23 protein-coding genes are annotated in these 25984 nt (G+C 76.8%); 15 read left to right on the top strand and 8 right to left on the bottom strand.

Going from position 1 to position 25984, the window contains the following annotated elements; genetic code table 11:
- Positions 1-50: 50 nt before the first annotated feature.
- Both ABRQ22_RS11170 and ABRQ22_RS11165 read left to right on the top strand, forming a co-directional pair.
- The gene (locus ABRQ22_RS11170; protein WP_353706779.1) at positions 51-779 is read left to right on the top strand and encodes a response regulator transcription factor; all 729 of its coding nucleotides are present in this window, start codon (positions 51-53) and stop codon (positions 777-779) included.
- Positions 780-921: 142 nt separating this feature from the next.
- Positions 922-1395: a pyridoxamine 5'-phosphate oxidase family protein gene (locus tag ABRQ22_RS11165; RefSeq protein ID WP_253054657.1), complete on the top strand. Its 474-nt coding sequence runs from the start codon at positions 922-924 to the stop codon at positions 1393-1395.
- Positions 1396-1454: 59 nt separating this feature from the next.
- Here the strand turns inward: ABRQ22_RS11165 and ABRQ22_RS11160 are convergent, their stop codons facing one another.
- Positions 1455-2642, bottom strand: coding sequence for a GAF domain-containing protein (locus ABRQ22_RS11160; RefSeq protein WP_353706778.1), 1188 nt, complete (start codon positions 2640-2642; stop codon positions 1455-1457).
- A 198-nt stretch (positions 2643-2840) separates the two neighbouring features.
- Between ABRQ22_RS11160 and ABRQ22_RS11155 the strand changes: the two genes are divergently transcribed.
- On the top strand, positions 2841-3623 hold the full coding sequence (locus ABRQ22_RS11155; protein WP_353706777.1) for a hypothetical protein: 783 nt from the start codon (positions 2841-2843) through the stop codon (positions 3621-3623).
- A 230-nt stretch (positions 3624-3853) separates the two neighbouring features.
- Here ABRQ22_RS11155 and ABRQ22_RS11150 read toward each other — a convergent pair whose 3' ends face one another.
- Both ABRQ22_RS11150 and ABRQ22_RS11145 read right to left on the bottom strand, forming a co-directional pair.
- On the bottom strand, positions 3854-4426 hold the full coding sequence (locus tag ABRQ22_RS11150; protein WP_253054651.1) for a hypothetical protein: 573 nt from the start codon (positions 4424-4426) through the stop codon (positions 3854-3856).
- A 150-nt stretch (positions 4427-4576) separates the two neighbouring features.
- Positions 4577-5095: a hypothetical protein gene (locus tag ABRQ22_RS11145; RefSeq protein ID WP_353706776.1), complete on the bottom strand. Its 519-nt coding sequence runs from the start codon at positions 5093-5095 to the stop codon at positions 4577-4579.
- Between the two features lie 197 nt (positions 5096-5292).
- On the opposite strand from ABRQ22_RS11145, the gene ABRQ22_RS11140 reads away from it, so the two are divergent.
- The 8 genes from ABRQ22_RS11140 to ABRQ22_RS11105 all read left to right on the top strand — a co-directional run bounded on the left by ABRQ22_RS11140 (position 5293) and on the right by ABRQ22_RS11105 (position 16676).
- Complete coding sequence (locus ABRQ22_RS11140; RefSeq protein ID WP_353706775.1) at positions 5293-7281, top strand: D-alanyl-D-alanine carboxypeptidase family protein; 1989 nt, start codon at positions 5293-5295, stop codon at positions 7279-7281.
- 253 nt (positions 7282-7534) lie between these two features.
- A complete protein-coding gene (locus ABRQ22_RS11135) occupies positions 7535-9274 on the top strand; it encodes an ABC-F family ATP-binding cassette domain-containing protein (protein WP_353706774.1) in 1740 nt (579 codons plus the stop codon).
- 93 nt (positions 9275-9367) lie between these two features.
- On the top strand, positions 9368-9901 hold the full coding sequence (locus ABRQ22_RS11130; protein ID WP_353706773.1) for a DUF2087 domain-containing protein: 534 nt from the start codon (positions 9368-9370) through the stop codon (positions 9899-9901).
- A gap of 60 nt (positions 9902-9961) precedes the next feature.
- The gene (locus tag ABRQ22_RS11125; protein WP_353706772.1) at positions 9962-10492 is read left to right on the top strand and encodes a YbaK/EbsC family protein; all 531 of its coding nucleotides are present in this window, start codon (positions 9962-9964) and stop codon (positions 10490-10492) included.
- 272 nt (positions 10493-10764) lie between these two features.
- Positions 10765-11139, top strand: a complete 375-nt coding sequence (locus ABRQ22_RS11120; RefSeq protein WP_353706771.1) for an STAS domain-containing protein — start codon at positions 10765-10767, stop codon at positions 11137-11139.
- Positions 11140-11202: 63 nt separating this feature from the next.
- Positions 11203-12510, top strand: a complete 1308-nt coding sequence (locus ABRQ22_RS11115) for an exonuclease SbcCD subunit D (protein ID WP_353706770.1) — start codon at positions 11203-11205, stop codon at positions 12508-12510.
- Positions 12510-15785: an AAA family ATPase gene (locus ABRQ22_RS11110; protein WP_353706769.1), complete on the top strand. Its 3276-nt coding sequence runs from the start codon at positions 12510-12512 to the stop codon at positions 15783-15785. The genes ABRQ22_RS11115 and ABRQ22_RS11110 overlap by 1 nt, the downstream gene beginning before the upstream one ends.
- Before the next feature lie 219 nt (positions 15786-16004).
- The gene (locus tag ABRQ22_RS11105; protein ID WP_353706768.1) at positions 16005-16676 is read left to right on the top strand and encodes a methyltransferase domain-containing protein; all 672 of its coding nucleotides are present in this window, start codon (positions 16005-16007) and stop codon (positions 16674-16676) included.
- Here the strand turns inward: ABRQ22_RS11105 and ABRQ22_RS11100 are convergent.
- The gene (locus tag ABRQ22_RS11100; RefSeq protein ID WP_253054630.1) at positions 16630-17523 is read right to left on the bottom strand and encodes a helix-turn-helix domain-containing protein; all 894 of its coding nucleotides are present in this window, start codon (positions 17521-17523) and stop codon (positions 16630-16632) included. The two genes, ABRQ22_RS11105 and ABRQ22_RS11100, sit on opposite strands and share 47 nt — an antisense overlap.
- Before the next feature lie 87 nt (positions 17524-17610).
- On the opposite strand from ABRQ22_RS11100, the gene ABRQ22_RS11095 reads away from it, so the two are divergent.
- Positions 17611-18039 (top strand): VOC family protein, encoded by a 429-nt coding sequence (locus ABRQ22_RS11095; RefSeq protein WP_253054628.1) that lies wholly within the window; start codon positions 17611-17613, stop codon positions 18037-18039.
- A gap of 210 nt (positions 18040-18249) precedes the next feature.
- Complete coding sequence (locus tag ABRQ22_RS11090; RefSeq protein ID WP_253054626.1) at positions 18250-18414, top strand: hypothetical protein; 165 nt, start codon at positions 18250-18252, stop codon at positions 18412-18414.
- 176 nt (positions 18415-18590) lie between these two features.
- Here ABRQ22_RS11090 and ABRQ22_RS11085 read toward each other — a convergent pair whose 3' ends face one another.
- The 3 genes from ABRQ22_RS11085 to ABRQ22_RS11075 all read right to left on the bottom strand — a co-directional run bounded on the left by ABRQ22_RS11085 (position 18591) and on the right by ABRQ22_RS11075 (position 23752).
- Complete coding sequence (locus ABRQ22_RS11085; protein WP_353706767.1) at positions 18591-19412, bottom strand: uracil-DNA glycosylase; 822 nt, start codon at positions 19410-19412, stop codon at positions 18591-18593.
- A 113-nt stretch (positions 19413-19525) separates the two neighbouring features.
- Positions 19526-21001, bottom strand: a complete 1476-nt coding sequence (locus ABRQ22_RS11080) for a multidrug effflux MFS transporter (RefSeq protein WP_253054622.1) — start codon at positions 20999-21001, stop codon at positions 19526-19528.
- Positions 21002-21079: 78 nt separating this feature from the next.
- On the bottom strand, positions 21080-23752 hold the full coding sequence (locus tag ABRQ22_RS11075; RefSeq protein ID WP_253054620.1) for a tetratricopeptide repeat protein: 2673 nt from the start codon (positions 23750-23752) through the stop codon (positions 21080-21082).
- A gap of 215 nt (positions 23753-23967) precedes the next feature.
- On the opposite strand from ABRQ22_RS11075, the gene ABRQ22_RS11070 reads away from it, so the two are divergent.
- Positions 23968-24741: a DUF1266 domain-containing protein gene (locus ABRQ22_RS11070; protein ID WP_353706766.1), complete on the top strand. Its 774-nt coding sequence runs from the start codon at positions 23968-23970 to the stop codon at positions 24739-24741.
- Between the two features lie 116 nt (positions 24742-24857).
- Positions 24858-24998 carry a hypothetical protein gene (locus ABRQ22_RS11065; RefSeq protein WP_253054616.1) on the top strand — a complete coding sequence of 47 codons (141 nt, stop codon included), beginning with the start codon at positions 24858-24860 and terminating at the stop codon, positions 24996-24998.
- A gap of 103 nt (positions 24999-25101) precedes the next feature.
- On the opposite strand, the gene ABRQ22_RS11060 is transcribed toward ABRQ22_RS11065, so the two are convergent.
- Complete coding sequence (locus ABRQ22_RS11060; RefSeq protein WP_353706765.1) at positions 25102-25887, bottom strand: LLM class F420-dependent oxidoreductase; 786 nt, start codon at positions 25885-25887, stop codon at positions 25102-25104.
- Between the last annotated feature and the right edge of the window lie 97 nt (positions 25888-25984).

The following is a 25984-nucleotide window of genomic DNA, read 5'->3' as shown; positions in this document are numbered from 1 at the left end:
CACCCCCTCGCGCGCGCGAGAATCCGCCCCCGACGGGCTACGTTGAGGGCATGGGCTCTCCCCACCCGATCCGTGTGTTCCTGCTCGACGACCACGAGGTGGTCCGGCGCGGCGTCGCCGCGCTGCTCGAGGCGGCCGGCGACATCACCGTCGTCGGCGAGGCCGGCACCGCCGCCTCCGCGCTCGCGCGCATCAAGGCGACCCGGCCCGACGTCGCGATCCTCGACGTGCGCCTGCCCGACGGCTCCGGCGTCGAGGTGTGCCGCGAGGTGCGCTCCGAGCTGCCCGAGGTCGGCTGCCTCATGCTCACGTCGTTCGCCGACGACGAGGCGCTGTTCCAGGCCGTGCTCGCCGGGGCGTCGGGGTACGTGCTCAAGCAGATCCACGGCTCCGACCTCGTCGGCGCGGTCCGCACCGTCGCGGCGGGCGGGTCGCTGCTCGACCCGGCCAGCACGGCGCGCGTGCTCGAGCGCCTGCGCCACGCCGCGGACGAGACCCCCGACCGCCTCGAAGGGCTGTCCCAGCAGGAGCGCCAGATCGTCGCGCTCATCGGCGAGGGGCTGACGAACCGCGAGATCGGCAAGCGCCTCTACCTCGCGGAGAAGACGGTCAAGAACTACGTCTCGCACGTCCTCGCGACGCTCGGCCTGCAGCGGCGCACCCAGGTCGCGGTGCTCGCGACCGAGATGCGCCAGGAGGAGGCGTCGCGCCAGGGCACCCCGGGCGCGGGCGCGCCGGCAGGGGACCGGCGGCACGGTGGCCAGCCCTTCCGTCCCTGAGGGCGGCGCGGGGGCGCGCCCCGCGGGGCCCGAGGGCTCGCCGCCGGACGGTCCGGGGGCCGGCGGCGAGGGTCCGGGCGACCGCGCGGCGTCGGGACCTTCGGCACTCCCGGATCTGACACCGCGGCGCGACGATGTGGAGATGGACACAGTCGAGCGGACCGGGACAGGGGCACCGGTGGGGAGCGGGGGGCTCGCGACGGCCGAGCGCCCGCGCGCCTCGGCAGGGCTCGCGGAGCTCACGCCGGAGGAGAGCTACGCGCTCCTCGCGACCGTCCCCGTGGGCAGGATCGTCTACACCGACCACGCGCTGCCGGCGATCCAGCCGGTGAACTTCGTCCTCGACGGGCCGGACGTCGTGTTCCGCACCGCCGAGGGCTCCAAGCTCGCGGTCGCCGCGAGCCGCGCGGTCGTCGCGTTCGAGGTGGACCAGTTCGACGCGGAGGCCCGCTCCGGCTGGTCCGTCGTGCTCGTCGGCCGCACGTTCGAGGTCACCGAGCCGGTGGAGCGGGCGCGGCTGCTCGCCCTCCCGCTCGTGACGTTCGTGCCGGGCGTGCGCGACCGCGTCATCAAGGTCGTCCCGCGCATCGTCACCGGGCGGCGGATACTGCGCTGACCCTCTGCCGATCCTCGGCCGATTCTCGGCCGACCCGGACCGAGGCGCCCGGGGCCGCGTCAGGCGAGCGGCACCCACCACTCGAGCCGCGTCCCGCCGTCGGGCAGGGCGGTCGCGGTGCTCGACCCGCCCAGAGCCGCAGCGCGCGCCTGCATGTTGCGCAGACCCGAGCGACGCCCGCCGGGCTGGATGCCCACGCCGTCGTCCGTGACGGCCAGGCGCGCCTCGTGCGCGGTCACGGACAGGTGCACGACGACGTGACGCGCCTGCGCGTGCCGGGCCACGTTGGTCAGGGACTCGCCGAGCACGACGACGAGCTGGTCGGCGACCTCGGCGGGCAGGCTCGGACCGCCGTCGGTCACGCCCGCGCCGGACCCCTCGGCCGCGACCTCCACGCTGACCTCCGGCGCGAAGCCGAGCACCGTCGTCGCGGCCTCCGCCTGCGCGCGGAACCTGTCCTCGATCGACGGCGCGTCCGGGTCGGTCGCGGTGTGCAGGGCGAAGATGGTCGAACGGATCTGCCGGATCGTCTCGTCGAGGTCGGAGACGGTCTCCTCGATCCGCGTCCGCGCGTTCGGGTCGGCCACGAGCGGCTGCACGCTCATGAGGGTCATCGCGGACGCGAACAGGCGCTGGATCACGACGTCGTGCAGGTCGCGCGCGATGCGGTCGCGGTCCTCCAGCACGCCCACCTGCTTGGCCCGCCCGTAGAGACGCGCGTTCTCGATCGCGACGCCCGCCGCGGCGGCGAGCGCGATCACCGCCGCCTCGTCGTCCGCCGTGAACTCCTCCGTGAGCTCCTGGCCGTCCGCTCCTGGCGCCCGCTTGTCCGTGAGGTAGAGGTTGCCGAACACCGTCTCGCGCACCCGGACCGGGACGCCGAGGAACGTGTGCATCGGCGGGTGTCCCTCGGGGAAGCCCGCCGAGCGGACGTCGTCGGCGATCTCCGGGACGCGGATGGGCTCCGGGTGGTCGATGAGCTCGCCGAGCAGCCCCTCGCCGTGCGGCCAGTGGTCGATCGCGGCGACCTCGTCGTCCGAGAGGCCCAGCGGGATGAACTGCGCGAGGCGCTCGCGGCCCGAGGCGTCGAGCACGCCCAGGGCCCCGTACCGGGCGCCGGTCAGCTCCATGGCCGCCTCGACGATGCGCCGCAGCACCTGCGGGAGGTCGAGGTCGCTCGTCACGGCCACGACCGCGTCCAGCACACGTTGCCCGGCGGTGGCCGGCAGGTCCGTCGTTCCGCTCACCCGAGCCAGTCTCCCAGACGGGAGGCCCCGGGCAGCACCCCGCCCGACGTCGAGGTGTGACGTGGGCGACACCCCCGCGCTATCGTGCGTCCACATCTCGGGACGTCCGTCGCCGTCCTGCCGGTCGCCCACCGCGGCCTGCCCGGCGCGAGCCGACCGAGGCCGTCGACGCAGGGGGCCGAAGGGACGCGGTGCCGCATGCCGACCACCGACCAGAGCGCGACCCCCGCCACGGCGACCGCGCTCGCCGACCTGCGGGCCGCCGTCGGGCACCTGCACCCCGACGACCCCGCCGAGCTCGTCGCGATCGCCGACGACCTGCGCGCCCTCGGCAGTCCCGCCGCGGCCGTGCCGTTCTACGAGTCGGCCGTCGAGCACGGCGTCCCCGGGGCGGTCTACCGCCTGGCCGTCGCGCACCACGAGGCCGGCGACGCCGCCGAGGCGTTCCGCTGCTTCGAGCTCGCGGGGCTCGCGGGCGACGTGCTCGGTGCGTTCATGGCCGCGCAGGTCGCGACCGAGCGGGGGGACCTGCACGCCGCCCGGCGGTGGTACGAGCAGGCGCAGGAGGTCGAGGGCGCCTCCGTGCGGCTCGCGGAGGTGCTCGCCGAGCTGGGGGAGCAGGACGCCGCCGCCGACCTCCTCGTCGCGACGTCGGGCGAGAGCTGGGAGGCCGCCGTCGAGCTGACGCGCAGCGGCGCGCTCACGGGCGACGACGCCGTCGCCCTCCTGGAGGGTTGGGCCGCGGCGGGCGAGGCCCGCGTGGCGGCGGCGCTCGCGGACCTCTACGTCCGCGCGGGCCGGGCGCTCGACGCGGAGGTCCTGCTGGAGCAGGCGGCGCTCGCGGGCGAGCCGACCGCGCGCACGAGCCTCGGGGTCCTGCGGCTGCGGGCCGGCAGGGTCGCCGAGGCGATGACCCTGTGGAGCGAGGCCGCCGCCCAGGGCGACCCCCAGGCGGCGGAGCTGCTCGCGCGCTTCGGCTGACGCACGGGGACGGGCCGCGCAGGTACGGACAGAGAGGCGCCCGGCGGGCGACCCGCTCCGTCGAGCGTCGGTCGCCCTGCCGGGCGCGAGGGGCGGGACGTGCGGGTGGTCTCCCCACCGCCCGCACGTCCCTCTTCCCCCGGGAGCGACTCCCTGCAGCGACGGCCTCAGAATCGTCGCGCGGTATCGGTCGCCCCGTGGCCCGCCGCACACGGCGGGCGGTCGAACCGTCAGACCAGCCAGGTGTTGCGCTGGACGAACGGGATCTTCTTCCACGTCCTGCCGAGCCCGAGCACGCTGCCCGCCCCGAGGAGGGTGAGCGCGATGATCGTCAGCGACATCGTGATGTGGTCGTCGATGATCGGGTTGGTCACGAGCGGGAGCTCGGCCAGGTACATGAGCAGGAGCAGGAGCGTGCCGCTCACCGCGGCGATCCGCATCCCGATGCCCAGGATCAGGGCGAGCCCGATGCCGAGCAGGCCGACCATGAAGAGCACGTCGATGAACGCGTTCCCCGCGAGGCCGCTGAAGAAGCCCGAGAACGTGCCCTCGAGGTTCGACAGGAAGCCGGTCGTCGGGCTGTTCCCGTTGATCCACGACCGCTCGGCGGGGGTCGCGAACCCGAGCCCGAACGTCTTGTCCAGGAACGCCCAGAGGAAGTAGAAGCCGATCACGATCCGCAGGACGCCGAGGACGACCTGGGTGTGTCGCGGAGCGCGCTCCGCGAGGCTGAGGGTCTCCGGCTCGCTGCCTTCGACCGTGGGGAGCGGCGCGTTGGCGTTCCGCTCGATCGTCCCCTTCATCACTGTCCCCTCTCATCGACCCGGCCGGTGCGGTCGGGCTCCTGAGACCAAGCAAACCCCTGTGAAGGAAGGGTGGACGTCAGGCAAAGGTCGCCGCCCCCGGGGACCTAGGTCCCCGGGGTGCCGGGATCTCGCCGGCGCGACGTTCCCTCAGGAGCCCGTGGACCCGTCGAGGTCGGCGCGCAGCTCGTCGACGCGCGTGCGCAGGCTCTCGATCGCGTCGCGCACGGCGGCGTCGGCGCCGGAGAGGGAGTCCGCGACGGCGTCGAGCTCGGTGGACGCGTCCTCGAGCGCGGTCTCGGCGTCCGCGAGACGCTGCTCGGCCTCGGCGCGCGTGTCCTCCGTGGCCGTCGACACCTCGTCCGCCGCGGCACGGGCCTCGTCCGCGGCCTCCTGCGCCGCCGCGACCGCGTCCTCGGCGCGCGTGCGGGTCTCGCCGGAGAGCGAGCCGAGGTCGTCGGCGAGCGACCGGACGTCGTGGCCGATCGTCTCCGCCTGCGAGCGGGCGTCGTCGAGGAACTGCTGCACCTGGTCCCCGGTGAGGGTGAACTCCGGGACGCTCACCGAGCCGTCCTCCGCGCACCCGGCGAGCGCGAGGGCCGCCACGACGGCCGCGCCGAGCGCGCACGAGCGTGACGTTGACCTGCGGTGACGCGTCGGTGAACTCATGTCGGCATTCTCCCCCGCGAACATGAGACAGGGGTGAGAGCCTCGTGGAGGCGGTGTACGGTAGGCGGACGAGGGCACTGTGGCGTGCGGCACACCGACCGGTGGGCGCGCGCAGCCGTGACGTCGGGCGCGACGACGCGCTGAACCGGCGTGCGGGACGCAGGTCCGTGGCAGGGCACGAAGCACGGGAGTGAGCGGTGAGCACCACGGCGGAGCACGAGGGCGCGACGGACGACGTCCCCGAGGCCACTGAGCCTGCTGCGCCCGCACCCGCCCCGACGCCCACCTTCGTGCGGCGAGCCCGCACCGTCTCCCACGTCCTCATCTCCTCCGCGCTCGCGATCACGCTCGCCGCCGCGCTCGCCGGGAGCGTCGAGCCCCGACCGGGCGCCTCGTTCTTCACCGCGGAGGCCACGACCGCGACGCAGGTCTCGGCGCTGTCGAGCACCCTCGGGGCCGGCCTCGACGAGGACCAGCAGCTCGACGGCGCGATCGAGGTCCTCGCCACGGCGAACGCGCTCTCGGACGGGGAGGTCACCGCGCCCGTGGAGCAGGCGCGCGCGGAGCTCGGCATGCTCCTCGCCACGTACCTCGCCCAGCAGGACGCCGCGCGCCGCGTGCCGGTCCAGGTGGTCCCGGACGGCGGTCTGGACCTCGACGAGTCGCTCGACGACGCGGAGGTCCCCGACCTCCCGGAGCCGCTCGACCCGGGCGCGGGCCCCGACGACGCCGCGGTCCCCGGCTCGCCCCCTGGGCGCCCCGCGCAGAAGCCGGCGTCGGTCGACGCCGCGGGCGACGCGGACGTGGTGCGCACCTCCGCCACCCGCACCGCCTCGTCCCCGACCCCGACGAGCAGCCCCGACCCGAGCGCGTCGCCGAGCCCGAGCGGGTCGCCGAGCCCGTCGCCGTCGGGCGACGCGCCGACGGGGCCGGGCTCCACCGGCGGCGCGACGTCGCCCGGGGACCGGACGCTCCCCGAGGACGCCGTGCCGGCTCCCGACGGCGTCGCCCCGGGAGAGCTCGACGGCACCTCGGGCGACCCCGCCGACCCGTCGTCTGACAGCGGTGACGGCGAGCACGCCGAGGACGACGACCACGCCCACGGCGACGTGACGCTCGAGGACGTCGTCGTCTCGGCGACGCACCTCGCGGACCTGCTCGGCACCGACTTCTCTCCCGTCGGCGTCGTGCCGGCAGCCGGTGCGACGGCGCTCGCGGGCACGACGCTCGCGGAGCGGCTCGCGGAGGTCGTCGCTCGGTACGCCGGCTCGACGGCGCAGTACCAGAACGGGCGGATCCCGCCCGAGGCGCTGTGCGCCCTCGACTTCGCGCCCGGCAAGACGCTGCGCTGCGACGCCGCGGTGCAGCTCGAGGCCCTCGCGGCGGAGTTCCAGAAGGAGTTCGGGTACGCGCTGAAGATCACCGACGCGTACCGCCCCTACGACGAGCAGGTGCGGCTGAAGGCCATCAAGCCCTACCTCGCCGCGGTCCCCGGGACGTCCCAGCACGGCTGGGGCCTGGCGATCGACATCGGCGGCAACGTCCCGTCGGGCACGTCGCGCGAGTACGTCTGGCTGCGCATGCACGGCCCCGACTACGGCTGGGACAACCCCGCCTGGGCTCGGCCGAACGGGTCCAAGCCCGAGCCGTGGCACTTCGAGTTCTTCGCCGCGGGCAAGATGCCGACGCGCTACTCGCCCTCCGAGGGCACCACGCCGTCGACCCCGCAGAAGCCGTCGACCCCGACCCCGCCGCCCGCGCCGAAGCCGACGCCTCCGACGACGCCGACGCCGACGCCGACGAACCCGACCACACCCACGACGCCGCCCGACCCGACGACGCCGCCCGATCCGGAGCCCGCGAAGGTCACCGTGCCGACCGCGCTCGTCGGACGGACGCAGGCCGACGTCGTGGCAGCGCTCGAGAAGGTGGGGCTCAAGGCCAGCGTGACGACCCGGGAGGACGCCGCCGCGGCGGGCACCGTGATCGCGGTCGACCCGGGCTCCGGTGCCCAGGTCGCGCCGGGGAGCACGGTGACGATCGTCGTCTCGACCGGGCCCGCCGACCCGGAGCCCCCGGTGGATCCCGAGCCGACGCCGGATCCCACGGAGGAGCCGACCGCCGCGCCGACGTCGGCGCCGGCCGACGAGCCCACGGCAGGCGCCACGGAGACGACCGCACCCTGACGCGTGACCCGTCGGGTCCAGGAGGGCGGCGGGTTCGCCCCGCCCGCGCTGCGCACCGTCCGGTAATTCCCGTGCGCCGTGCGCGGCGACCGCGTAGCCTCGGCGACGATGTGATCCTCACCTGCCCCGACCGCTCCGTCCCGTCGAGCCCGTCGTCGTGGCCCCCGCTCCGTCCCGTCGAGCCCGTCGTCGTGGCCCCGCGCCGTCCCGGCGCGTGCGCGTGCCGCCCGGGCACCCTGGTAGGTGATCACCCATGGCCCGTTCCACCCCCGTCCTGCGTGCGTCCGACGTCCGCGTGTCGTTCGCAGGACGTCCCGTCCTGCGCGGCGTCGACCTCGCCGTCGACCCCGGCCACCGCACGGGTCTCGTCGGCGAGAACGGCGTCGGCAAGTCCACCCTGCTGCGCGTGCTCGCGGGCACGCTCGCGCCCGACGACGGGGCGGTGACCCGGCCCGACGACCTCGGGTTCCTGCACCAGGAGTTCCCGTACCCGCCGTCGACGACCGTGCGTGCGGTCGTCGACGACGCGCTGGCGCGCGTCCGCGCGATCGAGCGCGAGCTCGAGGAGGCGGCGCTCGCTCTCACGGGTCCCGACGGAGCGGGGCCCGTCGCGGGTGCCGACGCGGCGTACGCGCGCGCCCTCGACCGGGCCGAGCTCGCGGACGTGTGGGACGCCGACGCCCGGGCCGCCCGCACGCTCGCCGGCCTGGGGCTCGACGTCGACGGCGTCGCCGGCCGCGCCATCGGCTCGCTCTCGGGCGGGCAGCGGACGCGCCTCGGGCTCGCCGCCCTGCTGGTCCGTCAGCCGGGCGCGCTGCTGCTCGACGAGCCGACGAACCACCTCGACGACGACGCCACCGAGTTCCTCGCGGCGGCGCTGCGCGCGCTCCCGGGTGCCGTCGTGCTCGCGAGCCACGACCGGGTCTTCCTCGACGAGGTGTGCACGGAGATCCTCGACCTCGACCCGGTGGCCGAGCCGCTGCGCGGAGCCGCGAACGGGAGCCCGCGCCCCGGCGGCGGCGCGGCCACGCTCTACGGCGGCACGTACAGCGACTACCTGGAGGCCAAGCGCGTCGAGCGCGCGCGCTGGGAGCAGCGGTTCGAGGCCGAGCAGGCGGAGCTCGTCGAGCTGCGCCGGTCCGTCGCGGTCACCGCGCGCGACGTCTCGAAGAACCGCGAGCGCGGCAACCAGGCGAAGATCCTCTACGACTTCAAGGGGGAGCGCGTCCAGAGCCAGGTGTCGCGGCGCGTGCGCAACGCGCAGCAGCGCCTCGACGCCCTGGAGCGCGACCAGGTGCGCAAGCCCCCGGCGCCGTTGCGGTTCGCGCCGCCGGACGGCGGCGGCGCGGCGACCCCCGGCGGCGGCGACGTCGTCGCGTGGGCGCGGGGCGTCGTCGTGCACCGGCCGGCGGGCACGGGGGCGCCCGGCGAGCGCTCCGACCGGCTCGACATGACCGCGTCGGGCGTGCCCTCGATCGAGGTCGCGCGCGGCACGCGGCTGCTCGTCACGGGCGCCAACGGCGCGGGGAAGTCGACGTTGCTGCACGTCCTCGCGGGCGACCTCGTGCCTGACGCGGGCACGGTCGGGCGGGCGCGCGGGGTGCGCGTCGGCCTGCTGGAGCAGGACGTCCACCTGCACGACGACGACCGCACCCCGCGCGAGCTCCTCGCCCTCGCGCAGGGCTGGGACCCGGCCGACCGGGCGGGCGCGCGCGAGGCCGCCGTGGACGCGCACGGGCTGCTCGCGCCACGCGACCTCGGGCGTCCGCTCGCGGAGCTGTCGGTGGGCCAGCGGCGGCGCGTCGTGCTCGCGATGCTCGTCACGCAGGCGCCGGACGTGCTGCTCCTCGACGAGCCGACGAACCACGTGTCGCTCACGCTCGCGGGGGAGCTCGTGGAGGCCGTCGAGGAGTGGCCGGGCGCCGTCGTCGTCGCGTCGCACGACCGGTGGCTGCGGCAGCGCTGGACGGGCGACGTCGTGCACCTGGCGTGAGCCCTGCGCCGGTCAGCGCCGCACGCCTCTCGCGACCGGTGGGGCGCTGACAAGTCGCTGGCCCGGGCGCCGGAGGGTGCTTAGGGTCGGTGGGTGGACGTCGAGCAGACCGGTGCCGTGGCGCCGGACAACGCGTGGAAGCAGGTCGTCGCGTCGCTCGCGGACGCGGGGCGGCTGGAGGTGCTCGCGCGCGTCGTGACGGAGGGCCCCGCCGAGGCGGTGCTGTCGACCGACGAGCGGCGGCGGCTCGCGCCGCTCCTCGCGGCAGGGGTCGTCGTGCGGGACGAGACCGGGTTCCTGCGCGCCGCGCCGGAGCGGTTCGCGGCGCTGCTCGCGACGGTGCCCACGCCCCGGCCGACGGGTCCCGAGCGGTTCCTCGTCGACGGCCGCCTGCTGCGCTCGCCCAAGCGGCAGCGGGACCGCGAGCTCGTGGTGCGGTTCCTGGCGGCACAGGTGCTGCCGCTGGAGGAGCCCGTCACCGAGCTCACGCTGACCAAGCGGCTCGCGGCCCGCGCGGCGGACCCGGTGTCGCTGCGCCGCGCGATGGTCGACGCCGGCCTCGTGCACCGCACGCGCGACGGCGCGGAGTACTGGCGCACGGTCGTGACGGAGTTCGACGACGTATGACGCCCGGCGCCGGGGCGTGCGCCGGGATGGGCGACGGACGAGGCGGCTAGGGTCGGTGCCATGAGCAGCGAGCGCGCCCTGGCGGCGCTGGAGGCGTCGGGCATCGACTACACCGTCACGCGGCACGGCCGGGTGGGGTCGCTCGAGGAGGCCGCCGCGGCCCGTGGCGTGGACCCGTCGCGCGTCCTCAAGACGATCGTCGTACGGCGCGCGGAGGACGACTACCTGTTCGTCCTCGTCCCCGGCGACCGCCAGATCTCGTGGCCCAAGCTGCGCGCGCTCCTCGGCGTCTCGCGCCTGTCGATGCCGGACAAGGAGGTCGCGCGCGACGTCACGGGCTACGAGCGCGGCACGATCACCCCGTTCGGCTCGACGCACGCCTGGCCCGTGGTCGCGGACGTCCGGGTCGTGGCCGGGCCGGGGGAGGGCGACGACGTCGACGTCGCGGGGGGCGAGGGCACGCAGCCCGACGCCGCGGCGCGGCTCGTCTCGATCGGCGGGGGCGCGCACGGCGTCGCGGCGACGGTGGACGGGCGGGCGCTCGTCGGCGCGCTGGGCGCGCAGGTCGCGGACGTCACGGAGCCGCTGTAGCGCGTGCGACCGGCCGCGGCGCGGCGGTTGTGTGGGTTCGGAGAAAGGTCGAGGACCACCCCCGCGAGGGCTGGTGCGCGCAGCGCGTCGGGTGCAGACTCGTTCTGCTCCGGTCACGGTCGCCCGGCGCGGTCCGTCGCCAGACGGCGGCGCACGCGACCGGACGGAGCCTCGCGGGGGCGCGCGGGGAACAGGCCGTCGTCACCGGACGTTGTCCGGAGGGGCGGCCGACAGCACGCAGGACGACTCGAGAGAGACGGTGAGCGGGAACCGTGGACACAGGCAGCGCGATCGACCGGACGAGCGGGATCGTCTACGCCCCGGCTGACGGCGGCGTGGTCGTGACGATGTGGGGAGAGATCGACGCGGCGCTGCGCGACCGCGCGAGCGAGGCGATGTCGTACGTGCTGGACACGCGCGGGCGCGTCGTGGTCGACGTCGCCGACGTGACCTTCATCGACTCGTCGGGCATCGCGTTCATCATCCAGCTCTACATGCTCGGCGAGGAGGACGGCCGCGACGTGGTGCTCCGCGACCCGTCGACCAGCATCGTCGAGCTGCTCGACATGATCGGCATGGGCGGCCGTATCTCCGTGGAGCGCAGCGGCGCGTCGACGGGCCCGATCGAGGTCGTCGGGGCGGTCTGACCCGGTCCGCGCCCGACCGCCCGGGTCCCGGGGGCTGTGGGCCCCCGCCGGTACGGTGCGGTCATGCGCATCCTGCACACGTCCGACTGGCACCTCGGGCGCACGCTGCACGGGGTCGACCTGCTGGAGCACCAGGCCGCGCACCTCGACCACCTCGTCGAGCTGACCCGCACGGAGGACGTGGACGCCGTCGTCGTCGCGGGGGACGTGTACGACCGCGCCGTCCCGCCGGTCGACGCGGTCTCGCTCCTGTCCGACGCGCTGACGCGGCTCGCGGAGCACGCGCACGTCGTGGTCACGCCCGGGAACCACGACTCCGCGGTCCGGCTCGGGTTCGGGGACCGCGTGATGCGCCCGGGCGTGCACCTGCGCGCGCGGCTGTCCGACGTCGGGACGCCCGTCGTCCTCGCGCCGCGCCCCGGGCCCCGGGGTCGGGCGGCCGAGGGTGACGCCTCGCTGCTGGTCTACGCGCTGCCGTACCTCGACCCGGACACGGCGCGCCACGCGCTGGCCGAGGGCCACGACGCCGGGGCCGACCGCCCGGACCCGAGCGCCGGCGGTGCGCGGAGGCCGCTCGCCCGGTCGCACGAGGCCGTCATGGCCGCGGCGATGCGGCGCGTGGGGGCCGACCTCGCACGTCGCCGCGCGCAGCACCCGAGCGCCCGTGCCGTCGTCGTCGGGCACGCGTTCGTGGTCGGCGGGCTCGCGTCGGAGTCGGAGCGGGACATCCGCGTGGGCGGCGTCGACGCCGTGCCCGCGGCCACGTTCGGGGGCTGGGGTGTCGACTACGTCGCGCTCGGGCACCTGCACGGGCCGCAGCGCGTCGCCGTGCCCGACGTTTCACGTGAAACCGCAGGTCATGGCAGCAGCTCGGCGACGGTCGCGCGCTACTCGGGATCTCCGCTCGCGTTCTCCTTCTCGGAGCGGCACCAGCGCAAGTCCACGGCGCTCGTCGACCTGGACCGGCTGGGAGGGGGTGCCGGTGGAGACCCGGACGCGGCCGTCGAGCTCGTCCCCGCGCCGGTGCCGCGGCGGCTCGCCGAGGTCACGGGGACGCTCGACGACCTGCTCGGGGCAGCCGGCGAACCCCACGTCGACGACTGGCTGCGGGTCGTCGTGACGGACGCGGTGCGACCCGCGGAGCTCTACGCGCGCGTCCGGGGGCGGTTCCCGCACGCGCTCCAGGTGACCCACCGCCCTCCGCGCCCCGAGGAGCGGGAGGTCGTGACCGCCGTCGGGCCGGGGCGGGACCCGCTCGACGTCGCGCGGGACTTCGTCGAGCACGTCGCGGGCCACGCGCCGAGCGACGCGGAGATCGCCGTGCTGCGCGAGGCGTTCGAGCTCGCGCTGGCGGAGGAGCGGAGCGCCTGATGCACCTGCACTCGCTGACCTTCCAGGCGATCGGGCCGTTCGCGGGCCTCCAGCACGTCGACCTCGCGGCCCTGGGCGCGTCCGGGATCTACCTCCTCGACGGGCCCACGGGCGCGGGCAAGTCGACGGTCATCGACGCGATCGTCTTCGCGCTGTACGGCAAGGTCGCGTCCGACGCGGCGAGCGACGACCGGCTCCGGTCGGCGTTCGCGGCGCCCGAGGTCGAGTCGTTCGTCGACCTGGTGCTGGAGGTCCCGTCGGGCGTGTACCGCGTGCGGCGGACGCCCGAGTACCGCCGGCCCAAGAAGCGCGGCACCGGCACGACGACCCAGCAGGCGTCGGTCCGGCTCTGGCGGCTCGCGGGCGTGCCGTCCGCGCAGGCCTGCGCGGGCGTCGACGGCCCGCCGGGCGAGCTGCTCTCGACGCGGCTCGACGAGGCCGGGGAGGAGATCCGCCGGATCGTCGGGCTCGACCGGCGCCAGCTCGTGCAGACCGTCGTGCTCCCGCAGGGCGAGTTCGCGACGTTCCTGCGCGCGAAGCCCGAGGACCGGGCGGTGCTGCTGCAGAAGGTCTTCGGCACCGAGCTCTACCACCGCGCGACGGTGCGGCTCGCCGAGCTCGCGCGCACGGCGCGGGCACGGTCGGACGGCGCACGCCAGGGCGTCCGCGGCGCGGTCGAGCGGTTCACCGGGGCGGCGGGGCTCGTGCCCGACGACGCCCGGCGACTGCGCGAGGCCGCGCACGACGACGCGCGGCTGCACCGCGCCGACGAGGCCGACCTCGCCCGGGCCGCGGCGGACCTGGCGCGAACCGCGGCGGACGGGTCCGCGAGCGTCCACGCCGCGGACGGCGTGCCGTCGTCCCGGTCCGCGCTCGCCGACGGACGGGTCGCGGACGTGGGCCCGCTCCTGCCCACGGCGGCGGGCGCGGGGACGGTGGCCCCGGCCCCGGGCGTGCACGCGCTCGCCCTCGCGCACGTCGCAGGGCTCGAGGCCGAGGCGGAGGCGCTCGCCGCGCGCGAGATCGCGACCAACGCGACGCTCGTCGCGGCGCGCGACCGGCTCGACGCCGAGCGGGCGCTCGCCGACGCCGTGGAGCGCGTGGCGCGGTTGCGCGCCGAGGAGGCGCGCCTCGCGGAGGAGGAGCCCCGGGTCGCCGACGACCGCCGCCGCGTCGACGCCGCGACCCGCGCCGCCGTCGTCGCCCCCGCGGCGCAGGGCCTCGTCCGCGCGGAGCAGCTCCTCGCCGCCGCGCACGACCGGCTCGCGCTCGCCCGGACGGGCGCGCCCGCGTCCCTCGCCGACGCCGACCCGACGACGCTCGAGGCGCTGCGCGCCGACGTCGCGACGGCCGGGGTGCGCGTGGCCCGGCTGCTCCCCGTGGGCGCCTCGCTCCCGGCCCGGGACCGGGAGGTCGAGGACGGACGCAAGGCCGTCGTGCAGGCCGTCGAGGAGCGAGCGCGCACGCTCGACGAGCTCGCCGCGCGGCCGGCGCTCCGCGAGGAGCTGCGCCTGCGGCTGACGTCGCTCGCGGAGACCGCCGGGACGCTCGGTGCCCTCCAGGAGCAGGCGCTGCGTGCGCGTGCGGTCGAGGAAGCGGCGCGGCAGGCCGCGGCGCTCGCGGGGGAGGAGGAGGCGGCCCGGGCCGCGCGGACCCGGGCCGCGACGGTCGCGCGCGCCGCCGTCGAGCAGGAGGCGCGGGTCCGGGCGGCCCGGATCGCCGGCCTCGCGGGCGAGCTCGCCGCGGGCCTCGTCGAGGAGTCCCCGTGCCCGGTGTGCGGCGGGACGGACCACCCGGCCCCGGCGCCGCTCGCGGACGGCCACCCCACCGCGCAGGACGTCGAGGACGCGGAGCGCGGCCGGGCCGAGGCGGAGCTGGCGCTGCACGACGCCTCCGCGCGCGCGGGGGTGCTCGCCGAACGGCTGACGGCGCGCCGTCGGGACGCCGAGGGCCTGACGCCCCACGAGGCGGCGGGGCGCGTCGCGGAGGTCGACGCGCTCGTCTCGGGCGCGCGGGCGGCGGCCCGCGACCGCGCGGACGCCGAGCGCGAGCTCGACGCCCTCGACGCCGGCACGACCGCGCTCCAGGAACGTGCCGCCGCGCTCGCGGAGGGGATCGCCGGCACGACGGCCCGCCTCGACGAGCTCGAGGCGGCGCTCGACGCCGACCGGGCCGAGATCCGCGCGGAGATCGCCGCGGCCGGGCCCCTGGTGGAGCTGGCCGACCTGCCCGACGCCCTCGCCGACGAGGGCGGGACCCGCAACCCCGTCGCCGTGCTCGCCGCGGCGCTCGACGAGCGGCTCCGCACGATCGACGCCCTCGCCGACGCGAGCACCGCGGTCGCCGTCGCGGCCCGGGCCGTCGCGGACCGCACGGCCGAGCTCGGCGCGATCGTCGACCGGTCGGGGTTCGCGGACGCCGCCGACGCGCTCGCCGCCGTCCTCGACGAGCCGGACCGGCTGGCGCTCGCGCGCCGTGTCGCCGAGCACGAGGCGGCGTGCGCCGCCACGGCCGCCGGGCTCGCCGACCCCGCCCTCGCGGACCTCCCCGCAGACGCCGCGCCCGACGTCGCCGCGGCGCGGGCCGCCGTCGCCGAGGCCGAGGCGACGGCCCGGGCCGCGGGTCGTCGCCACGAGCTCGTCGCCCGTCAGGCGCAGGCCGCGCGCGTCGCCGCGGAGGGGATCGGGACGGCGGTGGACGACTGGGCCCGGGCCCGGGACGCCGCCGAGCCGGTCGCGCGCATGGCGGCGCTGGCGTCCGGCTCCGGGGACAACGCCCACGCGCTCACGCTCGCGACGTTCGTCCTCGTCCAGCGGTTCGAGGACGTCGTCGCCGCCGCGAACGAGCGCCTCGCGGAGATGTCGTCGGGCCGGTACGAGCTCGTGCGCAGCGCGACGCGCGAGGACGTGCGCGCGCACAAGCGCGGGCTCGCGATGAAGGTCCTCGACCACGTCACCGAGCGGGAGCGCGACCCGCGCACGCTGTCGGGCGGCGAGACGTTCTACGTGTCCCTGTGCCTGGCGCTCGGGCTCGCCGACGTCGTCACGGCCGAGGCGGGCGGCGTCGAGCTGGGGACGCTCTTCGTCGACGAGGGATTCGGCAGCCTGGACCCCGAGACGCTGGAAGCCGTGCTCGCCGCCCTCGGGAGGCTCCGGGCGGGTGGGCGCGTCGTCGGCGTCGTGTCGCACGTCGACGCGCTCAAGCAGTCCATCGCGGAGCGCATCGAGGTACGGCGCGTGCCCGGAGGCGGGAGCACGCTCACCGTGCGAGCGTGAGGACGACGGCGCTCGCCCGAGACGCCGGCCCGGCGACAACGTCCGGCGTCGCCGGGCGGAGAACGCCGACGAGCGCGCCGGGCGGTGAACGTCGGCCGAGCGCGCCCGGCGGAGAACGTCGGCCGAGCGCGCCCGGCGGAGAACGTCGGCCGAGCGCGCCGCCGACCGGTCGAGGTGGCCGGTGCAGCGGCCGTCCACCGGCGGCGAGAGGTGGTGCGCATGGCCGGACCGACCGAGCCGGGCGGCACGGCGAGCCCGCGCGACGCGCGGCTGCGGCGGCGCTGGGACCGGGAGGCGAGCGCCTACGACCGCGGCATGGCCGTCGCCGAGCGCCGTCTCTTCCCGGACGTCCGCCCCCGCGCGTGCGGGCTCGCGACGGGCGAGACGCTCGAGGTCGCGATCGGCACGGGCCTCAACCTCGCGCACTACCCCGCGCACGTGCTCCACGGCCGGCTGACGGGCGTCGAGTGGAGCCCGGGGATGCTCGCGCTCGCGCGGCGACGGGCGGTGGAGCGGGGGATCGACGTCGACCTCCGGCTCGGCGACGCGCAGCGGCTCGACCTGCCCGACGGCGCCTACGACACCGTGGTCTGCACCTTCTCGCTCTGCGCGATCCCCGACCACCGTGCCGCGCTCGCGGAGATGGTCCGCGTGCTGCGGCCCGGCGGCCTGCTCGTCCTCGCGGACCACGTCGGGTCGACGTCGTGGCCGCTCCGCGCGCTCCAGGCGGCGGCCGACGTCGTGAGCGTCCCGCTCGCCGGCGAGCACTTCCGCCGCCGCCCGCTGCGCTGGGTGCTCGACGCGGGGCTCACCGTCGAGCGGCACGAGCGCACGCGGGCGGGCGTCATCGAGTGGTTCGCGGCGCGCACACCCGGTCCACGAGCTCGGTGACCGCCGCGCGGACGGGGCGGGGCGGCGCACCGCCGTCGAGCGCCAGCGCCGCACGGTCGAAGGCCGCGGAGAGCAGGAGGGTCAGCGCGTCGAGACGGTCGTCGTGCGCGATGTCGCGCGCGACGTCGTCTGCGACGTCGTCTGCGGCGTCGTCCGTGATGCGCGGTGCGGTCGGCCCGTGCTCGCGCGCGGGGACGGGGCTCGGGCGCTCGGGCGCGGGGTGCTCCCCGTGGTGCGGTCCCGCCGTCGGCTCCTCGGTGCCGTGGTCGTCGTGCGCGCTGCCCTCGCGGGTGCGCTCCTGGTCCGGCGCGGTGTCCAGCGCGGCGGCGAGGCCCGCGCGCAGCGTGCGACGGGCGTGGCGCGCGTCGAGGGCGTCGGCCTCGACGGCACCGAGCACGGCCGGGGCGTCGACGAGCAGCAGGCGCGTCCGGCCGGGGACCGCCATCGCGTCCAGGTAGGCCCGCGCGCCCTCGACGAGCATCCCGCGGGCGTCGGGTGCGTCGGGCTCGTGCCGAGAGCGGGGGGCGGGGGGTGCGTCGCTCGTAGGAGGTGCCGTCCGGGTCGCGCTCGCGGCTGTGGCCTCGTGGACGCCGCCGAGCGGGCCGGTCCGCGCCTCGATCTCGCGCGCGACGGCTTCCGCCTCGGCCTCGACGACCGCCCGGAACAGGTCTCGCTTGTCCGCGTAGTGGTGGTACAGCGCGCCGCGCGTGACGTGCGCGGCCGCGGCGATCTGCGGCGTCGACGCCTCCGCGTACCCGGGGTCGACGAACAGCTCGCGCGCGGCGGCGACGAGGGCGGACCGGGTGGCGAGGGTGCGCTCGGCGTTGGTGCGACGGCTCTCTTGCATACCGACAGACTGTAGGTCATCCTTAGATACATACAGCCTGTTTGTTTTCTCACGCGGCTGCCCGCCCCGACCAGGAGGAGAAGATCCGTGCGCATCACGAGCTGGTACCCGGTGATCATGACCGGGGACGTCGCGGCGACCGCGGCGTTCTACGTCGAGCACCTCGACCTCCGGCCGCTCTTCACGAGCGACTGGTACGTGCACCTGCAGTCCGTGCACGACGACGCGGTGAACCTCGCCGTGCTGGACGGCGACCACGAGACGATCCCCGAGAGCGGGCGGGGGAGGGCGAGCGGCCTCCTGCTCAACCTGGAGGTCGAGGACGTCGACGCCGTCCACGACCGGTTCGTCGCGGCGGGCCTGCCGATCCTCCGTTCGCTGCGCGACGAGGCGTTCGGCCAGCGGCACTTCATCACGGCCGACCCGAACGGCGTCCTCCTCGACGTCATCACGCCGATCCCGCCGACGGGGGAGTTCGTGGAGCAGTACGAGGAGTCCGCGCTCCCGACGGCGTAGCGGACCGGGTGGGCGGCGCCCGGTGTCACGCCCCCCGCCCCGCGTAGCGCACCGGACGGGCGGGGCGCCGGGTGTCACGAACCCGGGCCGCGTCCGTCCCTCCTACGGGGGCAGGGCGACGGCCGACCGCGGTCGTCGCGCGTCATCGCCGGGACCGTCGCGACCGCGACGGGGTGGACCGCCGCCCGGTGCCGTCGAAGGAGAGCAGCAATGTCAGCAGCATCGTCCCCGCTCGAGCGCGAGCTGCGGCGCATGGAGGTCATCGCGCGCCGCGAGCAGCTCCGGCTCGTGGGCCGCGTCCTGCCGCGCGTGGCCGAGCGCCGTCGCTGGGCGGACGCCCCGCGCCGTCAGTCCCCGACGACCGCGGCCCGGTAGACGGCCCGGCGCCGACCCCACGGGCCGCCGCGACTCCGCCGACGCGCTCCGTCGGGCGCACGTGGGGCGCACGCCGGTCGAGCGTCGCACCGCGGCCGAGCGCTGCGTCTGCGGCCGCGCGCTGCACGTCCGGGTGGTTCCCTCGTCCCGGAGCGCATCTCTCGGAACGCGGGCGCTCAGCCCGGTGCGCCCAGGCCGGCGAGGTCGCGCGCCCGCAGGAGCACGTCGTCGAGCATCTGCGGCGTGAGGCGTCCGGTGAACGTGTTCTGCTGGCTCACGTGGAAGCACCCCAGGAGGGTGAGGGTCGGCGCGAGAGCCGCCTGCCCGGCGTCGGGCACGGCGCTCGCGGGGCGTCCCGCCGCGTCGCCGACCGCCGCGGGGGCCCGACGGCGCAGCGTCACCTCCGCGCCGTGCGCGAACCGCGGTCGGGGCCGGGGGACGTCCCAGCCCTGCTCCGCGAGCGTCGACAGCAGCGCCTGCCAGCCGAAGCCGCCGAGCACGACCGCGACGCGCACGGTCGCACCGAGCAGCTCGACCTCGCGCGCGAGGTACGGCCCGCACCGTCGGCGTTCCTCGGGCGTCGGCTTGTTGTCGGGCGGGGCGCACCGCACCGGGGCGGTGACGCGGATCCCCGTGAGGCGCAGCCCGTCGTCGGCGGACACGGACGTCGCCTGGTTGGCCAGACCCGTGCGGTGCATGGACGCGAACAGGAAGTCGCCGCTGCGGTCGCCCGTGAACATGCGGCCCGTGCGGTTGGCCCCGTGCGCGGCGGGCGCGAGCCCGACGACGAGGATCCCCGCGCGCTCGTCGCCGAACCCGGGCACGGGGCGGGCCCAGTAGTCCTCGTCCCGGAACGACGCCCGCTTGACGTCGGCGACGTGCTCGCGCCACGCGACGAGCCGCGGGCACGCGCGGCACTCGACGAGGTGGTCGTCGAGCGCCGCGAGCGACGGCGCGGCCCGTGCGGCGAGCGGGTACTCGGGGTCGTCGGGCGTCACCCGCCCATTCTCCGCGCCGAGCACGGGGTTGCTGTCGTCATCCGGTGGATCACGACAGCAACCTCGTGGTCGACGGCGCGTGGGGTCGTTCTCGGCGGGGAGAGCCCGCCGGGTCAGGCGCCGCGGTCGGCGAGCACCGTGGCCTCGGCGAGCGCCGCGGCGTCGTCGGGGACGCCGACGGCGGCCTCGCGCTCGGTCTGGTCGACGACGCCCGCGGCACGGGGTCCGCCGGCCTCCTCGTCGGCCGTGGTCGTGCTGCCGACCTCCGCCGCGTCCCGGGTGCCGAGGGCGTCCGCCGCCTCGTCCGGGACGGGCGCGCCGAACGTGTGCCGCAGGCCGAGCAGGACCGCGCCGGCGATGACGACGACGCCGAACATCACCGCGGCCATCGTCACGGGCGGCGACCCGCCGAGCAGCCCGGTCACCGGCGCGATGATCGCCCCGACGCCGAACTGGAAGGCCCCGATGAGCGCGGCGGCGCTCCCGGCGCGGTGCGCGTTGCGCTCGAGCGCGATGGCGGGGACGGACGGCATGACGAAGCCCGCGGTGCCGAGCGTGAGGACGATGAGCGGGACGAGCCACGCGAGCCCGCCGCCGGCGAGCGCCGCGACGAGCAGCCCGCCCGAGAGGACGAAGCCCGCGGCGACCGCGCCCTGGAGGATGCGCTCGGGCGCCACGCGGCCCACGAGCGCGCCGTTGATCTGGCTGCCGGCGGTCACGGACACCGCGCCGACGCCGAACACGATCGCGTACTGCTGGGCGGACATGCCGAAGAAGTCCTGGAACACGAACGTCGACGCGGAGATGTAGGTGAACATCGCGGCCATGTAGAAGCCCGCGATGAGCGCGAGCCCGATGAACGACCAGTCGGTGAGGAGCGAGCCGTAGGAGCGCAGGGCGGCGACGGTCCCGCCCGAGCGGCGGCGGTCCGCGGGCAGGGTCTCGCGCAGGCGGAGCAGCACGAGCACGAACAGCACCGCGCCGACCACGGCCAGCGCGACGAACATGCCGCGCCATGAGCCGAGCCGCAGGAACTGCGCGCCGATCGTCGGCGCGAGGATGGGTGCCACGCCCACGACCAGCATGAGGCGCGCGATGACCTTGCCGATCTGGTAGCCCTCGAACGAGTCGCGCACGATCGCCATGGAGAGCACCATCCCGGCGGCCGCGGCGAGGCCCTGGACGAACCGCAGGCCGGTGAGCGCGGCGACGGACCCGGCGAACACGATGCCCGCGGACGCGGCGACGTACACCGCGAGGGACACGAGCAGGGGTGCGCGACGGCCGATCGCGTCGGAGACCGACCCGATGAGGAGCTGGCCGAGCGCGAGCCCCGCGAGGGTCGCGGTGAGCGTGAGCTGGACACGGGACTCGGTGGTGCCGAGCTCGTCGACGATGCGCGGGAAGGCGGAGAGGTAGAGGTCGATCGTCAGCGGACCGATCGCGGTGAGCGCGGAGAGCAGCAGGACGAGCCCCGCGCTGATGCGCCCGGGTCGGGCGGGAGCGGGGGGGCTCGTGGAAGGTCCGGTGCCCGGCTGGGCGGCGACGGGCGCGGTCGGCGCCGGGGTCGCGGGTGGGGTGGAGGCCATGACAGGGGCAACCGCGGGCGGGGCGCCACATGTTCCCGGACGCCGTACGCGATCGCATGCTGAGACGGCGGACGAGCGTCAGGCGCGGCCGGGCGCCTCGCGGGCGCGGTCGGCGGCGTCGGACCCGCCTGCGCGCCCGGCGGCCGCGAGCCCGCGCCGCGCACGGGCGTCCTCGGCGGCGTCGTCGAGCTCGACGGCGAGCGCGCGGGCCGCGTCGTGCAGGTCCGCCGCGCGGCGGGCGTCGCCCGCGGCGAGCACGGCCTCCCCGAGCGCGTTGAGCGCCTCCGTCTCGACGAGTCGTGCGCGGACGCGTCGCGCCAGCTCGACCGCAGCCTCGCCCGCCGCGACCGCCTCCGCGACGGAGCCCGCGGCGAGCAGCGCGGTCGCGAGGGCGCTGCGGGCCTCGGCCTCGGCGTCGGGGTCCCCGAGCGCGACGGCGGCCCGCACCGCGGCGCGCAGCTCCGTGACGCCGCCTCCGGTCTCGCCGGAGCCCGCGAGGAGCCGCCCCACGTGCACCCGGGCGCGCGTCGCGAGGCCCGCGTCGCCGAGCGACGTCGCGCTCGCGAGCGCGTCGCGGTGCTGCGCGAGCGCGCGGTCGACGCTGCCCTCGGCCTCGGAGAGGATCGCGGCGTTGCTCGACACGATGGCGACGTTGAGGACGTCGCCCACGCGACGCGACAGCGCGAGCGCCCGCTCGTAGCCGGCACGCGCGTCGTCGTGCCGCCCGAGGATCCGGTGCACGTCCGCGAGGTTCCCGACGGCGCGGCCTTCGCTGACCGGGTCGCCCGCGGTCCGCGCCCCGGCGGCGGCGTCGTGGTACGCGGTCTCCGCCTCGTCGAAGCGACCGAGCCGCTTGTACACGTTGCCGATGCGGTTGAGCGTCTGGCCGGGGCGTGGGTCGTCGCCGCGCTCGAGCGAGCGGACGAGCTGGGCGAGCGCCTCGTCGTACCGGCCGAGCCGTTCGAGCGCGCGCCCGAGGTCGCGCCCGGCCTGGGACCGCCCGGACGCCCGCCCGTGCTCGACCGCCGCCGTGTGCACCGCGACCGCGTCGTCCCAGTGCCCCGCCGAGTCGAGGTACGGCGCGAGCAGGGCGGAGAGGTCGGTCACCGGGTCGGCGAGCTCGTGCTCCGCGGCGAGCGTCGACGTCGCGACGAGCAGGTCCCGGTGGGCGTCGAGCCACGCGAGCGCGACGTCGGTCGTGCGCGCCGCCGCCGCGCCCCCCGACCCGGCCGAGTCCGATCCGGCCGCCCCTGGCCCGGTCGCGCCCGGCCCGGCCGTGCGCCCGGGGGCGTCGTGGTGGGGCGCCGCCGCATGCACGGCGGGCCGGGCGTCGTCGAGCAGCCGGGCGGCGAGCCGCCCGACGGCGGTGGCCCGCGCGGAGAACGGGTCGTCGGACCGGGCGAGGTCGGCGGCGAGCGTGCGGACGGCGTCGGGCACGACGACCTCGCCGCGCGGCCTGTGCGTGACGAGGTGCGCACGCCCCAGCGCGGCGAGCGCGTCGCGGCTCTCGCTCGTCGAGACGCCGAGGAGCACGGCGACCCAGGCGGCGTCGAGCGGCACCGGGACGAGGGCGAGGAGGCGCAGGGCGCGGGCGTGGTCGGCGGGAAGGTCGCGGTGCGCCGCGGCGAGCGCCGGGTGGAGGACCGGCCCGGGCAGGTCCTCCACGCGCCGGGCGTGGTCGGCGAGCGACCAGCCGGGCCGCGCACGGACGTCGTCGGCGGTGCGCACGAGCGCGGCGGGGAGGCCCCCGCACGCACGGACCAGCCGGGTCGAGGCCTCCGGCTCGGCGGCCACGCGGTCCGCGCCGACGACCGACCCGAGGAGCGCGATCGCGTCGTCCTCGCGGAGCGGGTCCAGGGTCGTGCCGACCGCGGCGGGCAGGTCGAGCACGCGGTGCGCCGTGGCCACGACGCGCGCCGTGGCCGGCAGGTGCGCGACGACGTCCGCGGCCTGGGCGGCGTCGGTCGCGTCGTCGAGGACGACGGTCGTGCGGCGCCCAGCGAGCGCGGCCGCGAGGGCCGCGGCGAGCGCGGGGAGATCGCGCGCCTGCGCGTCGGGCGGCGGCGCGCCGAGCGCCTGGAGCAGCGCGTCGAGCACGACGGCGGCCGACGGCGTCGCACCGCCCGGTTCCCCGTGGAGGTCGACCCGCACGACCACGTCCGCCGGGACCTCGCGCGCGACGGCGAGCGCGACGCTCGTCGTCCCCGTCCCGGCGAGACCCGTGACGGTCACGACGCGCGGCGCGGCGTTGCCGGGCGCGTCCTCGTCCGGTGGCTCCGCGAGCACCGCGACCAGCCGGGCGACCTCGCCGTCCCGGCCGACGAGCGGACGGTCGGGCGCGACCGGCCCTCGTCGCACGGTCGGCGCCGCGCCGTGCGGTCGGTCGGCGGCGCGCGGCCCGGTGCGCGCCGCCGCGTCCACGGCGGTGCCCTGCGCGGAGGCCGCCCGCGCGGCCGTCCGGTACGCCGCACGCCACCCCGCGGGCCGTGCGTCGCCGAGGGCCTGCGCGACGTCGGCGAGGAGGTCGACGTCGAGCCGGGAGCGACCCTCCCGGAAGACGTCGTAGACGGTCACGCGGCCGGGTCGCGCCTCCGCGGCGGGGACGCCCCGCGCGGTGCGGAGCGCGCCGACGCGCCGCGCGATCTCCGTGTACGAGGGGTCGCCGGCCCAGGAGCGCAGCGCCCGTAGGCGGGTCGCGAGCTCGTCCACCGACCCGGCGCCCACGGGGGACGGCGGCGGGTCGAGGGGCACCGCGCCAGGCTAGCGACGGCCACCGACCGGCGCCCGACGTGACCGCGCCGCGGAGGTGCCGGGCGCGGACGGCCGGGTGAAGAACGCGCCCGCGCCGTTCGGGATCGTTCGGGGCGCGTGCCCCGGGGGCCGCCCGGCAGCCACGCTGCCCGGAGGCCGCGACGACCGCGGCGCGACGGACCGCGTCGGTGGCGCGGGGAGACGAAGGAGCGACGGTGGGCCTGTTCGACAAGCTCAAGGACATGTTCTCGGGGACCGCGGACCTGTACGCGAAGGAGGACGCTCGCGCGCTCACGCCGGCGCAGCAGCGCGGGCTCGCGCTCGGCGCGGTCTACGCCGTCGAGGGCGTGCTGCCCATCAACGCGCTGACCGTGGAGGCGGACGCCCGCACGGCCGCGAAGCCGCTCGCGGCGGGGTGGGACGTGCGGGGCGCGGACGACGTCGAGCGCACGTACGAGTTCCTGCTCACCCAGGGGCACCGCGGCTACTACGCGATCGCGATGCCCAAGGTCGAGGAGCTGTACTCGGGCCGGCTGAGCCGCCGTGACGCGAAGGGTGCGGCCGAGCAGCACGCCGCCCAGGCGCGGCAGGAGGCGACGGCGCGCGGGCTCGACCCCGAGCGCGCGGTCGCGTTCTACCAGGGCTGGAGCGCGTCGGCGCAGGTGGGCGGGCACGGCGAGCTCGCGGACCCGCTGCCGCCGTCGATCGCGGCGTGGGACGCGGCGCGGGTGGTGCACGTCAGCCGCCTCGCGGTCGACGCCGGGTTCGTCTCGCCCGAGCGGGCGTGGGCGGCGATCGAGGAGGCCGTCGTGATGTCGCGCCCCGCGTACGCGTCGTGGGAGCAGTTCGGCGACGGGTTCCTCGCCGGGCGCGCGTTCTGGTCGGCGGGCAACCGCACCCCGATCGACCAGGACCTGCCCGACTTCAAGCGCGCGGTGCGACGACTCCTGGACACCGAGTCGTCTCCGTGGCGGACACTGTCGTACTGACGGTGCCGGCCCGCTGCCCGGCGACCGGGCAGCGGGCGGCGCGCTCGACGGCCCGGGACGCACGGGCCGGTCGGGCGGTCCGTGGAGCCGAAGGATCGAACGAGGGAGGGCGGACGGTGCACCGGTCGCCGTGGTGGTGGCGCGCAGGACTCCTGCTCGTCGTGGTCGGCGTCGGCGTGGCGGTCGTGGTCGCCGACGACGGTCTGCGCTCCGAGGTCCACGCCGCGTTGTCGAACCTCGCGCGGGCGCTGTTCTGACGGACGCCCCGCCCCGTCGAGCACGACGACACGCGCCGTCGAGCACGACCTTGTTGTCGCCAGGGGCGTCAGAACGACAGCGAGGTCGTGCTCGGCGCGGGGGTCACCCCTGGGCGTCGCGCCAGGCGACCCACTCCCGCACGAGCGACAGGTCGTAGTCCGGCCCGCTCGTGCCGACCGTGAACAGCGTCGCGCCCGCGGCGACGAGCGCGTCCGCGGACTCCGACGGCGGCCGGGAGATGCCGACCGAGCGCTCGACGAGCGCGGCGGTGTCGCGGCCGACGGCCTCGCCGTGCTCGTCGAGGATCGCGCTCTTGCGCGCGAGCGTGTCCGCGTCGCCGAACGAGTGCCACACGTCCGCGTGCTCCGCGACGACGCGCAGGGTCTTGCGCTCGCCGCCGCCACCGACGAGGACGGGGATGTCGCGCGTGGGCGCCGGGTTCGACGCCGCCCAACGGGCCTTGATGCGCGGCAGCGCCGCGGCGAGGTCGGCGATGCGCCCGCCCGCGGTGCCGAACTCGTACCCGAACCGGTCGTAGTCCTTCTCGAACCAGCCCGCCCCGATCCCGAGGATCAGTCGACCGCCGCTGATGTGGTCGACCGTCCGCGCCATGTCGGCCAGGAGGTCGGGGTTGCGGTAGCTGTTGCACGTGACGAGGGCGCCGATCTCGACGCGCGAGGTCTGCTCGGCCCATGCGCCGAGCATCGTCCAGCACTCGAAGTGCTTGCCGTCGGGGTCGCCGGTCAGGGGGAAGAAGTGGTCCCAGTTGAAGATGACGTCGACGCCGAGGTCCTCCGCGCGCAGCACGGCGTCGCGGACCTGGGCGTAGTCGGCGTGCTGCGGCTGGAGCTGGACGCCGATGCGGTACGGGTGCCGGGATGAGGTCATGCCGGGCAATCTACGTCCGGGTCGAGGACGACGACAGCCCGCGTCGAGCACGGGGTTGCTGTCGCCACGAGCGTCAGAACGACGGCAAGGTCGTGGT

Origin of the sequence: Cellulosimicrobium sp. ES-005 (genome assembly GCF_040448685.1) — a bacterium.
GTDB classification, from domain to species: Bacteria; Actinomycetota; Actinomycetes; order Actinomycetales; family Cellulomonadaceae; genus Cellulosimicrobium; species Cellulosimicrobium cellulans_G.
The sequence above is the reverse complement of the archived record's forward strand: the minus strand, read 5'-3'. Positions and strand labels throughout refer to the sequence as shown.

Bases quoted from the DNA above. Each gene is read 5' to 3' on its own strand.
- ABRQ22_RS11170 (WP_353706779.1), top strand. From the start codon at position 51: ATGGGCTCTCCCCACCCGATCCGTGTGTTCCTGCTCGACGACCACGAG.
- ABRQ22_RS11165 (WP_253054657.1), top strand. From the start codon at position 922: ATGGACACAGTCGAGCGGACCGGGACAGGGGCACCGGTGGGGAGCGGG.
- ABRQ22_RS11155 (WP_353706777.1), top strand. From the start codon at position 2,841: ATGCCGACCACCGACCAGAGCGCGACCCCCGCCACGGCGACCGCGCTC.
- ABRQ22_RS11150 (WP_253054651.1), bottom strand. From the start codon at position 4,426: ATGAAGGGGACGATCGAGCGGAACGCCAACGCGCCGCTCCCCACGGTC.
- ABRQ22_RS11145 (WP_353706776.1), bottom strand. From the start codon at position 5,095: ATGAGTTCACCGACGCGTCACCGCAGGTCAACGTCACGCTCGTGCGCG.
- ABRQ22_RS11135 (WP_353706774.1), top strand. From the start codon at position 7,535: ATGGCCCGTTCCACCCCCGTCCTGCGTGCGTCCGACGTCCGCGTGTCG.
- ABRQ22_RS11125 (WP_353706772.1), top strand. From the start codon at position 9,962: ATGAGCAGCGAGCGCGCCCTGGCGGCGCTGGAGGCGTCGGGCATCGAC.
- ABRQ22_RS11115 (WP_353706770.1), top strand. From the start codon at position 11,203: ATGCGCATCCTGCACACGTCCGACTGGCACCTCGGGCGCACGCTGCAC.
- ABRQ22_RS11110 (WP_353706769.1), top strand. From the start codon at position 12,510: ATGCACCTGCACTCGCTGACCTTCCAGGCGATCGGGCCGTTCGCGGGC.
- ABRQ22_RS11105 (WP_353706768.1), top strand. From the start codon at position 16,005: ATGGCCGGACCGACCGAGCCGGGCGGCACGGCGAGCCCGCGCGACGCG.
- ABRQ22_RS11100 (WP_253054630.1), bottom strand. From the start codon at position 17,523: ATGCAAGAGAGCCGTCGCACCAACGCCGAGCGCACCCTCGCCACCCGG.
- ABRQ22_RS11090 (WP_253054626.1), top strand. From the start codon at position 18,250: ATGTCAGCAGCATCGTCCCCGCTCGAGCGCGAGCTGCGGCGCATGGAG.
- ABRQ22_RS11080 (WP_253054622.1), bottom strand. From the start codon at position 21,001: ATGGCCTCCACCCCACCCGCGACCCCGGCGCCGACCGCGCCCGTCGCC.
- ABRQ22_RS11060 (WP_353706765.1), bottom strand. From the start codon at position 25,887: ATGACCTCATCCCGGCACCCGTACCGCATCGGCGTCCAGCTCCAGCCG.